The sequence below is a fragment of the Thalassospira sp. CA1 genome (assembly GCF_059052855.1).
The window spans coordinates 26735-39354 of sequence record NZ_JBZCIA010000013.1; the positions used below are offsets into that span (position 1 = coordinate 26735).

Below are 12620 nucleotides of genomic sequence, written 5' to 3' on the forward strand. Positions count from 1 at the left end.
TTAAGGCCAGCCTTGATCAAAAGGCTGGCCTTAAACGGCATCGCGCCGTGACGGTGCAGAATTTAAATTTCTGCATGATCCCCCGACCCCGCCGTTGCGCGTGCGAAAGAAAGGGCCGATGCGTTTGCATCGGCCCTTTTGTTTTGACCGCAACCCCCAATAAGGTCAAGCGCCTTTTGGATAGGGTGCGCCGCGCCAAACCCGCACGAACGGCGTAGATATCGAACTTTTGGGCAGGCAAAAATCAGGTTTTGCTCATGCTATCAAGGCTCTGACGGTGGGCGTGCATCTGATGGAAAATGGCGTATCGACGATCATGATCAGCCTTGGCCGATGGATCGGGCGCATAGGCAGTTTCCTTGCCGGCCATCTGGCGTGCGGCCCGGGCAAGGCCGCCTTTTGCATCAAGGGCACCTGCGGCCAACATGGCCGATCCCAGCAACACCGGCTCCTCGCAGTCAGACATCACAACCGTGCAGCCTGTGACATCGGCATAAAGCTTGACCAGTACCTTGCTGGCGGTGTGCCCGCCGCTCAGGTGAATGTGGGTGATGTCATAGCCGGTATCGTTCATCGCATCGATAATATGGCGCGTGCCATAGGCAATCGCACATGCGGTGGCCCAATATAGCTTCAGGAAGCTTTCCTCGCTTTGATCGAGTGTCAGGCCGGAAATCACGCCAAGGGCCTCCGGATCGGCCAGCGGCGATCGGTTGCCATGGAAATCAGGTAGAACATGCAGGCGCGGTGCCAGATCGGTTTTTTCTGCCATCATCGGCATCAGTTTTTCACCGGCAAGCTTGTGGGCATCACGGCCCATGTCATGGGAAAACGGATGCATGGCAACGATATGATCAAGCAACGCACCGGTCGCGGATTGTCCGCCTTCGTTCAGCCAAAGGTTCGGGGCAATCGCCCCGAAATAGGGACCCCAGACACCCTTGATAAAGCGCGGCTCCTTTGATAGCGCCATATGGCAGGTCGATGTCCCCGCGATCATTGCAAAATGCTGATCAAGGTTGCCATCAAGATATTCGCCAAGTGTACCCAGCGCCCCGGCATGGGCATCAATCAGGCCCGCGCCCACCACGCAATCAGTCGTCAGGCCAAGGTCGGCCGCCCCCTGTTCGGAAAGGGATCCGATCAGTTCCCCAACCGCAAGCGCATTGTCATGCATGTTGATCTTGTCATTCAGGTCTTCCATGCCGATGGTTTTAAGGAAATCGCGATCCCATGGTTCATCCTGATGGGCAAGGTAGGTCCATTTGCACGTCACCGTGCAGCAGGATCGGGCGTTACTGCCGGTTGCGCGGAATGACAGGAAATCGGCCAGATCATACGCCGCGCCCATTTTCTGCCAGGCGGCATTGTGATGGCGTTTCAGCCACATCAGTTTGGGGATTTCCATTTCGGGCGACATGGTGCCGCCAATATATTCCAGCACCTTGGCACCGGTGGCGGTGCATTCCTCGGCCTCGCGCACGGCCCGGTGATCCATCCAGACAATCACATCCCAGTTGTCCGCACCATTGGGGGTAACACCCAGTGGTTTGTTATCCTGATCGCGGATCACGAGCGAGCATGTGGCATCAAACCCGATGGCCGCGACCTTTTGCGCAGGGACCCCGGATTTGGCCATGGCATCACGCACCGACTGACAGACCGACTGCCAGATATTTTCGGAATCCTGTTCGACGAAATCGGGTTTCGGGCGGTTCATCGCAATCGCGTGTGCGGCACTGCCCAGCAATTTGCCATTGGCGTCAAACACGCCGGCGCGCGCACTTCCGGTGCCGACATCGACACCGACAAAACAGGGGTAAGTGGGACTCATGATCGGGTACTCCTCCGCATATCCCCTGGCTTTTCGGGGGTTCTCCGATGCCGGGTGATCTTTTGTTTGGGCTGTTGTTTCGTCTGTTTTGGGTTCAATTTTGCCTGAGTTGATCAAAAGTTCATTAATTGGTCAAATGTTCATTTTTGTTGACGCTGAACTTATCTCTTAGCTACGCTGTAGCGATAACATAAATCACACAAGCCAGGTTCAACATGGCCCGAGGAAACAATGTCCAAGGTCCGACCGATGATGTCGGGGCCGGTATCGTAACGTCAGCATCAGAGATCCAAGGTCTGTTTGACGCCTGTCGTGTTGTCCTGTTTGACTGTGACGGCGTTCTGGTCAATAGCGAACCGATCTCGTTGGCAACCCTTGTCGATGTGCTGGAACACTTTAACGCGCCGCTCAGTCTGCGCGACGTATCGGACCGATTTACCGGACGATCAAGTTCCGCACCGATTGAATATATCAAAACCCAGACCGGCCGCGATGTCAGTGCGGAATTCAAACCGTATTACTATAAAATGCTGTTTGACCGCTATGACCGCGACCTGACCAAGATTGACGGGATCGAAACTGTCCTGACCGTCCTTCAGGCACGCGATATTGCCTTTTGCATTTCATCAAGCAGTTCTGTCGAACGGCTTGAAAAAACCATGCAGGTCACGGGCCTTGGCCCTTGGTTTGACGGGCGTGTTTATAGTGCTGATTTCGTTGAAAACGGCAAACCGGCCCCGGATCTTTTCCTGCATGCGGCCGATGCCATGGGATATGCCCCGGGTGATGCCATCGTGATCGAGGATTCTGTTGCCGGGGTGACGGCGGCACGGGCGGCGGGCATGAAATGCATCGGTTTTGTCGGCGGCGGGCATTATGGCGATGACCGCGAAGGGGCCAGCCAACGACTTTATGAAGCAGGCGCCGATATTGTTATTTCCGACATGGCCATCCTCGCACAGGCGATTGCGGTTTAGCGCCGCTTACCGCTGGGTCAGAAGTTTCTGATAGCGGGTCTGGCTTTGGCTGAGGTGATCGCGCATCGCCTTGCGGGCAGTATCTTCGTCGCGCGCGGCAATCGCATCATAAATCCGGCGATGTTCACCAGTGATCATCTGCATATAGGCCTTTTGGTCTTCGGCCTCTGGCGGGCGGCGGCGCAATTGCGCGCGCGGGATGGTTTTATCGCCCAGATGTTCCAGAAACTCGGCAAAGCGGCGATTGTTGGTGGCGGATGCAATCGCGCTGTGAAATTCGAAATCGGCCTGTTCGGTCGGCTCACCTTTTTCAAGTGCGCGTTCCATTCTGGCCATCGCCTCGTAAATCTTGGTTTGTTGCGCGACAGAGCCTCGCGTGCAGGCAAGCCCGGCCGCCTCGATCTCGACCGCCATGCGCAGTTCAAGAATTTCCAGAACGTCGGACACTTGTGCGTAATCAACCGCAAAGATTGATTTATCATTGGCTCGCGTTTGCGGTGACAGAACAAACACCCCGGCACCCTGACGCGGCTCCAGCAACCCGTCGGCCTTAAGGGCGGCAATTGCTTCGCGGATCACGGTGCGGCTGACGCCAAACTGTTCGGTCAGAACCGGTTCGGTCGGCAATTTACTTCCGGGTTCTCGTTGGCCGCTTTCGATCTCTTGGCGCAGGCTGGCAATGACTTTTTCGGTCAGCGATACTTTGCGCGGGGCGGCCGACACACGGGGTTTGTTCATTTTGCGTATCCGATAATTCCGGTGTAAAACAACCGGATATAAAAATGGCAGGTTGGCGTTAATCTTTGTTTGCGCCATTACAGTTACCATCTTCAATTAATCGAACGATAGTGGTTCTGTAAAGTCATCATATGATTTTGGTTGGATTTGAGGCACACAGGAATGGCCAAAAAAGGCGAACCTGAATACCGTTGGAACAGTGGTCCTTTTCAGATCGGAATTGTCCCAGACGGCGGGGCGATATCGCGGATTGACTGGATCCGCCCGGATGGCAAGGGCATTATCAATTTGTTGCGTCCGGTCACCCCGGAGGCGATTGCATCGGGCAATCCATCAAATTTGGGCTGTTTCCCGATGGTGCCGTTTGCCAACCGACTGGCCTTTGCCGAGTTCGAATTTGATGGCCGCATCGTCAAGGTCCCGGCCAACCGCCCGCCCAGCCCGCATGCCATTCATGGCTTTGGCCGGTCTTCCGAGTGGCAGATCGAACGTCCGACTGTTGATACGCTGCGCTTCAATCACAAACATGACGACCCGCAAAGCGGCTTTGTCTATGTCGCCTGGCAGGAAATCAAGGTCACCGAGGGGGATGTGACCATCGAAATCGGTGTGCGTCATCTGGGCAGAACACCAATGCCCTATGGTATTGGCCTGCACCCCTGGTTCCCGGGCGGCGATGACGTTTCGGTCGCCTTTATCGCCTCTGACAGTTTTGCAACCGACGAGGATATGCTGCCGATTGCGCGCACGGTGATTGATCTGGGCCGCGATTTTTCCGATGGTCGCATGATCCGCCATAACCTGGCACTTGATGCCCATTATGCCGGTTGGCACCTTGAAGCCGACATGGTCTGGCAGGATGCCGGTTACAGTGTGAAGATGCTGGCAAGCGACAGCCTTTCAAACGTGCAATTCTATATCCCCGAAGACGGCAAGACATTCTGTGTCGAGCCGGTCTCCCACGTGCCGAACGTTCATAACCGTCCGGAATTCAAGGAACTTGGCGATCTTGTCGTACTTGATAACAACCAGACGCTGACCGGTACCATGACGCTGATCCCGACCTTGCATGAGACATCCGATAGCGGCTTGGTCGACGAGGACGAGGTTTTCGGCAAACCGGGCAACCGCGACTATTCGCTGGTGGATTGATCCGAAACGGCGGGCAGATCGGCAAAGGCTTTACCGACCAGAAGTTTATCGATAAAAACTTACAAGTAAGTTTTACAAGATAACAAGTCCGGGGGACGGATGTCGGAATTGCTTTTAAGGGTTCAGAAGCGCGAAAAGCTTGCCGATCAGCTTTACGGTCAGATCCTTGAACAGATCATCTCAGGCAACCTTGCCGAAGGTGCCAAGCTGCCCTCGGAAAATGAAATCTGTGCGTCCTTTGGCGTGTCGCGCCCGGTTGTGCGCGAAGCGTTGCGCAAACTGCAATCCGATGGGTTGGTCTATGCCCGCCAAGGGGTCGGGTCGTTTGTTAAAAAGCGCCCGCCACAAGGCCTGATCGAGTTTGGCGGTGTCAGCGATGTCGCGGGGCTTCTGCGCTGCTTTGAAGCACGTTCCGCGATCGAGGGCACAACGGCTCGCATGGCCGCCGAACGCGCCAGCCCCCGCCATCATCGCGAAATTGAAAATGCGCTTAAACTGCTCGAAGACGGGGTATCGGCCGGTGATATTGCCGATAAGGCCGATCTGGCCTTTCACATGGCGATTGCCCGTGCCAGCGGCAACGAGATTTTCGTGACCATCCTTAATTCCCTGCATGAAGTGATGTCGAAATCCATGCGCGTGGCGCTTAATATCACGCGCGGGGGCTCGGCCGAACGTGCGCAAAAGGTGCTTTCCGAACACCGCCAGATCTATGATGCGATCCTTGGTCATGATGGCAATAGTGCCGAACTGATGATGCGCTATCACCTGCATCAGGCCCGCCAACGCGTCACCGACCACGCCCGCGACAAGTAATCAGATGTGCTGCCCGGCCTGAGGGGTACGGGCAGGGGTGGGTACAAATCCTGTTGACGAACAGGGCCCCGGACTGGCAAACCAGACACAACAAAAATTAATCATATGAATTTGGGAGTGTGCGATGACCGGTGGTGTAATGTATCAGCCGGAAATTCTCAGTGATGAGACTTTCACTTTGGCGGAATGCCCCAATTGGGATGCGGCCAACAATCGGCTTTACTGGACAGACATCCTTAATTGCAAACTGCACGCGCTTGATGTTGCCACGGGCCTTCGCAAAACATGGACCTTTGACAGCGAGCTTGGCTGTTTCGGGCTGACCGATCAGGGCCGAATTATCGTGGCCCTGCGTAAGGATATTCTTTTCCTTGATCCAAAAACCGATGCGCGTGCGCCGCTTTGTCGCATTGAAGACGGGATCAACAGCCGCACCAATGATGGCAAGATCGGCCCGGATGGCGCGTTCTGGGTCGGCACCATGGATGACAATCCTGAAAAGATGCCAATTGCCTCGCTCTATCGCATTACGGCCGATGGCAAGATTGAGGGAAAGGCAACCGGTTTCAAGATTTCCAACGGCATTGCCTGGTCCGGTGACGGATCGAAAATGTATCACTCGGACTCGCGCGGGCCGTGGGTCAATCGCTGGGATTTTGATGTTGCCACCGGCAATATTTCCAACTGCACGCGTTATCTTGATCTCGATGATACGCTTGGCCGCCCGGATGGCGGGGCAGTGGATGCCGAAGGATGCTATTGGTCGGCGGGTGTGTCGGCGGGCAACCTTAATCGCTTTGCCCCGGACGGGACGCTTTTGAAATCGATCCCGATGCCAATGCCCAATCCGACCATGCCGTGCTTTGGCGGGCCGGACATGAAGACGCTTTATGTCACCAGCCATCAGGAAGGCTATAGCCCGGAAAAGCGTGCTGAGTTCCCGCATGCCGGGAAGCTGGTCAAGCTGCGTGTTGAAGTGCCCGGTGTGCCGGTGACCAAGTTCCGCGAAAATAGCGAGCGCCGCGCGCAACCCCGCTAAGAGGTCCGTTAAAACCAAAAAGGCCATGCAGGGAAATCTGCATGGCCTTTTTCTTTGGGGTCGGTTTGATCAGACCTTTTTAATTTCAGCCGTCACAGTACCAAGCCCCTCAAAGATCGCCTCGATCTTGCCATGCGGCGTAATGGTCGGAAGCGCGCAGGCACCGGTGGTGATCACATCACCTGCCTTCAGGCTTTTGCCACGCTTGGCAAGGAAACCGACCAGATATTCCAGCCCGCCAAAAATCTCTGGCCAGGCATCCGGATCATCATTGCTGGCAAGAACTTCGCCGTCACTTTTGGTGGTGACTTTGCCGCCGATGAAACCAAGATCGCGCCAGCCGTCAATTTCAGCACCCAGGATGAAGTGACTGGTCGAATTCAGGTCTGCCAGTGTCTGGATCGGACCTTGCTTTTCATGATAGCGGCGATCGGCAATCTCGATTGCCAGATGCATGCTTTTGATATGGTCAAGGATGTCGCTTGATGTCGCATCCGGGGCAGGGGTGCTGTCCATGACAACCGCAATTTCGGCCTCGATATTGGGGAAATGGATGTCCTTGGTGGTCAGCGTCGCGCCATCGCCAAGAATGCGCCCATCCAGCAACGGCCCAACCAGCGGGCCATCCGCACCGATCTTTTCCTGAGCCGCACGGGTCGCAACTGCAAGCTTCCAGCCCGCCTGCGCAATGCCGACCGTGGCAAGGGTGGCATCCTGAATGGCATAGGCCTCCTCAAAGTTCTTGGGCGCAATGTCAGCAGGCAGGGGATCAATCAGGGTGTGGGTGGTAAAGGCATCGGCAAGGATGCGGCTGGCGGCAGTGATATCAGTCATTCCCGGTCTTCTTGTTTGTGGCAATTGATTTGGTCGCCAGAGCCTAGCGGGCTTTGTTGTCAAAGTCATCATACCAATTGCCGCGATTCGGTGAAATCAACCAGATCTTCCTGATTCATTCCAAAGTCGTACATTGTCGGAATGACCAGGAAATCCATGTTTTCTGCGGTTTATGGCGATTTCAAAAAGTCTGAGTAATATGTTTGACAAAGTGATATGATGAATTTATAGAATCGTCATAGTTATTTGACGTATTCAGACATTAGGGACGCTTGATGCACTATCTAGAGATGAAAAAGGCGATTGGCGCCGGGTTGCTTTCTTTTCCGGTGACGCCTTTTGATGCCGAAGGCGCGCTTGATCTTGCGACCTATCGCACGCATGTCGGCTGGCTGTCGCAATATCCGGCAACCGCCCTGTTTGCCGCCGGTGGTACCGGGGAATTCTTTTCCCTGACCCCGGCCGAGGTGGTCGAAACCGTGCGTGCGGCCAAGGAAGTTGCGGGTGATACCCCGATCATTGCCGGGTGCGGATATGGCACGGCCATGGCGGTTGAACTTGCCAAGGCCTGCGAGGAGGCCGGTGCGGATGGTCTTTTGCTGTTGCCGCAATATCTGGTCGGTGCCGAACAGGAAGGTCTGTTTGCCCGGGTGAAGGCGGTGTGTGATGCGGTTGATATCGGTGTAATTGTCTATAACCGCGACAATTCGATCATTACGGCCGAAACACTTGCCAAGCTATGTGATGTTTGCCCGAACCTGGTCGGGTTCAAGGACGGTCATGGCAATATCGAAATGGTCACCAAGGTTTGCACCGTGATCGGGGATCGCCTGTCCTATATCGGCGGCATGCCGACAGCCGAGGTCTTTGCCAAGGCCTATAAGGCAGCCGGTGTGACAACCTATTCATCGGCGATCTTTAACTTCCTGCCGCAACAGGCACTTGATTTCTACGACGCGCTCGGCCGCGATGATGACGGCGCGATGAGCCGCGCACTGACCGAATTTTTCTATCCGTATTTGGATATCCGCAATCGTGGAAAGGGCTACGCCGTTTCCATCGTCAAGGCGGGCATGCGCGTGATCGGGCGCGATACCGGCCCGGTGCGCAGTCCGCTGACCGATTTGACCGATGCGGAACATGACATGCTGGCCGATGTGATCCGCAAGGCCTATGGCGACGCGGCACTTCGCGCCGCCTGATGGCGGGTCGGCAATGCGACATATGACTTGTTATTTCCCGGCAGGTTCGCCTGCCGGGAGGCAGAATGGGACGCTAAAACTGCAATCGGTGATCGGGAATTTGATGCCGTTCGCAACTTAGTTGTTAACAAATCTTACAGTTATGTTTACAAGTGCTGAATTGTAGGATTAAATGATAAGAACAAGACCCAAAAGGGCAAAATGCTTCAATGAAATAGACAACAGATTGTCTGGGAGGACCTGAAATGAACAAGTTTATCAAAACCACAACGCTGACGATTGCGGCGGCTGCCGTATCGGTGGCGCTGGCATCCGGTGCGCAGGCCAAGGAATGGCGCGGCTGGAACATTCATCCGCCGGAATACCCGGTTTCGACCGGCATGGAAGAATTCGCCAAGCTGATCAATGAAAAGTCCGGTGGCGATCTGGAAGCCAAGGTTTATCACGGCGGCGTTCTGGGCGATCAGCCTGATGCGATCCAGCAGGTTCGTCTGGGCGGTCTGGACTGGGCTGTTTTCAACCTCGGCCCGCTGGGTGAAGTCGCCCCCGAAGCCAACGTTGTCTCACTGCCTTTCATCTTTAAAAGCGTCGATGCCATGCATGACGTCATGGATGGCCCGGCTGGTCAGCAGATCGCCGATGGCCTGATCGAAGCTGGCTTGCAGCCGCTTGGTTGGTATGACTCTGGTGCGCGTTCGTTCTATAACTCCAAGCGTCCGATCAATACCCCGGCTGACCTTGACGGTTTGAAATTCCGCGTCATGAGCAACGATCTTTATGTTCAGATGGTTGATGCGCTTGGCGGTAACGCGACCCCGATGGCCTATAGCTCTGTCTATCAGTCGCTGAAAACCGGCGTGATTGACGGTGCGGAAAACAACTACCCGTCTTATGACAGCTCCGGCCATTTTGAGGCGGCGAAATACTATTCCGTCACCCAGCACCTGATCCTTCCGGAATGCCTGTGCATGAACAAGGCGCTTTATGACAGCCTGTCGGACGAGGAAAAGAAAATCGTCCACGAAGCAGCTGAAGCATCTGTGACCGTACAGCGTGCCGCATGGGCCGATCGTGCAGATCAGTCCAAGGAAAAAGTGATTGCCGCCGGAATCGAAGTCAACGAGATCGCCGACAAGCAGGCTTTCCAGGATGCCATGCAGCCGGTCTATGACAACTTCCTGAAAGCCAACCCGGATCTTGCCGACCTGGTCAAGGCGATCCAGGACGCGCAGAAATAAGGCCTTAAATATCTGAAGGGCGGCGATAATATCGTCGCCCTTCTTTTTGGCTGCGCTTAGTATATTCGTCGTTTATCTGTTTCTGGTAGCGCGTAGATGTTTTCTCGTTTTGTTAATGTGATTGATCGCTTAGGCGGTGGGATTGCCGGGGTGCTGAACCTGATTGGTGGTTTGGCCCTTGTCGCACTGATCCCGAGTTTCGCCTGGCTAGTGTTCGGGCGTTATGTCCTCAATGAAACACCGACCTGGGTCGAACAGGTTTCGCTTATTCTGATTGTGCTGATTACCTTTCCGGTCGCAGCTGCTGGCATCCGCGACAACAGCCACCTTTCCGTTTCCTTTTTCCGCGATGCTTTGCCGCCGAAAATGGCCGCCATTGTTGCGGCCATCGGGTATGGCGCGTCGGCGTGGTTTGGCTATTGGATGCTGATCGGGGCGATGGATCTGGTCGCGTTTAACTGGGCCAAGACCATGCCGATCATTCATATTTCAGACGGCTTGCGGTCCGTTCCGATGGCGGTATGCGGGGCCGGGATCATGTTTTACAGCGTGGTTCATATCCTCAAGATCGCGGCGCGGTGGAAAACCATTTCCCAAGCCCGCATTTACCATGACGATCTTTTGAACGAGGACGTGAAATAACATGGGCATGACCATTCTTCTGGGCGTGTTTGCCATTGGTATTCTGATTGGCATGCCCGTTGCCATCGCACTTGGCATTGCCGCCCTTGGCGCGTTCTTTGTCGAAGGCCTTCCGACCCTAATTGCGTTTCAGCGCATCGGATCGGGGATCTCGGCCTTTTCGCTTCTGGCCATTCCGTTCTTTATTTTTGCCGGTGAATTGATGCTTCACGGCGGGATTGCGACCAGGCTTGTGCAATTTGCGACCGCCCTTGTCGGCAGTCGCCGCGGCGGCCTTGGCATTGTGAACGTGTTTTCATCGATGCTGTTTGGCGGCATTTCCGGTTCTGCTGTGGCCGATACGTCGGCCCTTGGATCAATCCTGATCCCGGTGATGAAAAAGGAAGGCTACCGCGCGGATTATGCGGTCAATGTCACCGTGACCTCATCAATTGCCGGGATTATGATCCCGCCCAGCCACAACATGATCCTGTATGCGGTGGCGGCCGGTGGCGGCATTTCGATCTCCAAGCTGTTCATGGCCGGTGTGGTGCCGGGCATTATCATGTGCCTGCTGCTCGGGCTTGCGACCTGGCTGGTTGCGATCAAGCACGGCTATCCGGCGGAACCGTTCCCGGGTTGGGCAGTGGTTTGGCGCACGGCTGTTCGCGCACTGCCGGGCTTCTTTACCGCTGTCATTATTGTCGGCGGGGTACTGAGCGGTGTGTTCACCGTAACCGAATCAGGGGCGATTGGTGTGGCCTATGCCCTGATCATTACCGGGTTGGTTTATCGTGAACTGAGCTGGGCCGGGTTTATCGCCGCGGTCAAACAATCGGCCAAGACAACGGCCCTTGTGATGCTGCTGGTCGGCTGTGCGTCGGCCTATGGTTACATGCTGGCGTTCTATCAGGTGCCCGATGCCCTGGCCGATGCGATCACCGGCATTACCGACAATCCGATCATGGTGCTGCTTCTAATCAACGTCATGTTGCTGGTTGCCGGGATGATCATGGATATGGCGGCACTCATCCTGATTTGCACGCCGATCTTCCTGCCGCTTGCCATGCAGTTCGGCATGGACCCGATCCAGTTCGGCATGGTTTTGATGATGAATTTGGGCCTTGGCCTGTGTACACCGCCTGTGGGATCGTGCCTGTTTGTTGGCTGCGCGATTGGCGGGGTAAAAATCGAAAAGGCCGTTCAGACGATCTGGCCGTTTTATCTGGCGATCCTGACGGCACTTTTGCTGACAACCTATATTCCTGCGATTTCATTGACGCTTCCGAACCTTGTGTTTGGCAGTTAATCGCGGGCAAAGAGTGATACCAAAGAGGATAATTATGAAACGTTTGCTGATCACCGGTGCCGGTGGAAACCTTGGCAAGATTTGCCGCGAAGGGCTTAAGGGCTATGCCGATGTCATTCGCCTGTCTGATATTTCCGCAATGGATCCGGCTGGCCCAAACGAAGAAGTCGTGCAATGCGACCTGTCGGATCGTGCCGCCGTCATTGACCTGACCAAGGATGTGGACGGCATCATCCATCTTGGCGGCATTTCAATCGAGGCCGCTTTTGATGACCTGCTTCAGGCCAATCTTGCAGGCACCTATAACCTGTATGAGGGTGCACGTCAGAATGGTGTTAAGCGCATCATGTTTGCCAGTTCCAACCATGCGATTGGTTTTCACAAACGCACCACCAAACTTGATGACACATCCGCACAGCGCCCCGATAGCCTTTATGGCGTGACCAAATGCTATGGGGAGGCGATGGCAAGCTACTATTTCGACAAGTTCGATGTTGAAACCGTTTCGGTGCGCATTGGCTCGTGCTTTGAGAAGCCAAAGGATCGCCGGATGCTGTCCACCTGGATGAGCCCGCGTGATTTTATCGCGTTGATGAAGGCGATCTTTAACGCGCCGATGACCGGCAATCTTGTGATGTACGGGGTTTCAGACAACACATCGAAATGGTGGAGCAATGATCATGCGGACTTCCTTGGCTGGAAACCGCAAGACAGCTCCGAACAGTTCCGTGCTGAGATCGAGGCGGCCTTCCCGCCCGAAGATCGCCATGACCCGGCTGCGATTTATCAGGGCGGTGGCTTTGCCGCCAAGGGCCATTTTGAAGACTGATACAGGATCGTCTTTCGATCTCAGAGCTACC

12 protein-coding genes are annotated in these 12620 nt (G+C 55.1%); 9 read left to right on the forward strand and 3 right to left on the reverse strand.

What is annotated here, in order from left to right:
* Positions 1-244 precede the first annotated feature (244 nt).
* A complete protein-coding gene (locus tag AC5Q5A_RS18125; RefSeq protein ID WP_493896135.1) occupies positions 245-1834 on the reverse strand; it encodes an FGGY-family carbohydrate kinase in 1590 nt (529 codons plus the stop codon).
* Between the two features lie 215 nt (positions 1835-2049).
* On the opposite strand from AC5Q5A_RS18125, the gene AC5Q5A_RS18130 reads away from it, so the two are divergent.
* Positions 2050-2811: an HAD family hydrolase gene (locus AC5Q5A_RS18130; protein WP_493896136.1), complete on the forward strand. Its 762-nt coding sequence runs from the start codon at positions 2050-2052 to the stop codon at positions 2809-2811.
* Between the two features lie 6 nt (positions 2812-2817).
* On the opposite strand, the gene AC5Q5A_RS18135 is transcribed toward AC5Q5A_RS18130, so the two are convergent.
* Entirely contained in the window at positions 2818-3549 is a 732-nt protein-coding gene (locus tag AC5Q5A_RS18135) for a FadR/GntR family transcriptional regulator (RefSeq protein ID WP_120226528.1), read from the reverse strand.
* Between the two features lie 162 nt (positions 3550-3711).
* Here AC5Q5A_RS18135 and AC5Q5A_RS18140 point away from each other — a divergent pair, with 162 nt between their 5' ends.
* From AC5Q5A_RS18140 to AC5Q5A_RS18150, 3 genes are all read left to right on the forward strand, one after another.
* Positions 3712-4701 carry an aldose epimerase family protein gene (locus AC5Q5A_RS18140; protein ID WP_493896137.1) on the forward strand — a complete coding sequence of 330 codons (990 nt, stop codon included), beginning with the start codon at positions 3712-3714 and terminating at the stop codon, positions 4699-4701.
* A gap of 99 nt (positions 4702-4800) precedes the next feature.
* Positions 4801-5517 (forward strand): FadR/GntR family transcriptional regulator, encoded by a 717-nt coding sequence (locus AC5Q5A_RS18145; RefSeq protein WP_008890164.1) that lies wholly within the window; start codon positions 4801-4803, stop codon positions 5515-5517.
* Positions 5518-5641: 124 nt separating this feature from the next.
* Positions 5642-6556 carry an SMP-30/gluconolactonase/LRE family protein gene (locus tag AC5Q5A_RS18150; protein WP_493896138.1) on the forward strand — a complete coding sequence of 305 codons (915 nt, stop codon included), beginning with the start codon at positions 5642-5644 and terminating at the stop codon, positions 6554-6556.
* A 69-nt stretch (positions 6557-6625) separates the two neighbouring features.
* Here AC5Q5A_RS18150 and AC5Q5A_RS18155 read toward each other — a convergent pair whose 3' ends face one another.
* A complete protein-coding gene (locus AC5Q5A_RS18155) occupies positions 6626-7390 on the reverse strand; it encodes a 2-keto-4-pentenoate hydratase (RefSeq protein ID WP_493896139.1) in 765 nt (254 codons plus the stop codon).
* A 275-nt stretch (positions 7391-7665) separates the two neighbouring features.
* On the opposite strand from AC5Q5A_RS18155, the gene kdgD reads away from it, so the two are divergent.
* From kdgD to AC5Q5A_RS18180, 5 genes are all read left to right on the forward strand, one after another.
* The gene (gene kdgD, locus AC5Q5A_RS18160) at positions 7666-8592 is read left to right on the forward strand and encodes a 5-dehydro-4-deoxyglucarate dehydratase (protein WP_493896140.1); all 927 of its coding nucleotides are present in this window, start codon (positions 7666-7668) and stop codon (positions 8590-8592) included.
* A gap of 245 nt (positions 8593-8837) precedes the next feature.
* Entirely contained in the window at positions 8838-9830 is a 993-nt protein-coding gene (locus AC5Q5A_RS18165; RefSeq protein WP_493896141.1) for a TRAP transporter substrate-binding protein, read from the forward strand.
* A 96-nt stretch (positions 9831-9926) separates the two neighbouring features.
* The gene (locus tag AC5Q5A_RS18170; RefSeq protein WP_008890159.1) at positions 9927-10472 is read left to right on the forward strand and encodes a TRAP transporter small permease; all 546 of its coding nucleotides are present in this window, start codon (positions 9927-9929) and stop codon (positions 10470-10472) included.
* 1 nt (position 10473) lies between these two features.
* Positions 10474-11760, forward strand: a complete 1287-nt coding sequence (locus AC5Q5A_RS18175; RefSeq protein ID WP_493896142.1) for a TRAP transporter large permease — start codon at positions 10474-10476, stop codon at positions 11758-11760.
* 34 nt (positions 11761-11794) lie between these two features.
* Positions 11795-12589: an NAD-dependent epimerase/dehydratase family protein gene (locus AC5Q5A_RS18180; protein ID WP_493896143.1), complete on the forward strand. Its 795-nt coding sequence runs from the start codon at positions 11795-11797 to the stop codon at positions 12587-12589.
* The last annotated feature ends 31 nt before the right edge of the window (positions 12590-12620 follow it).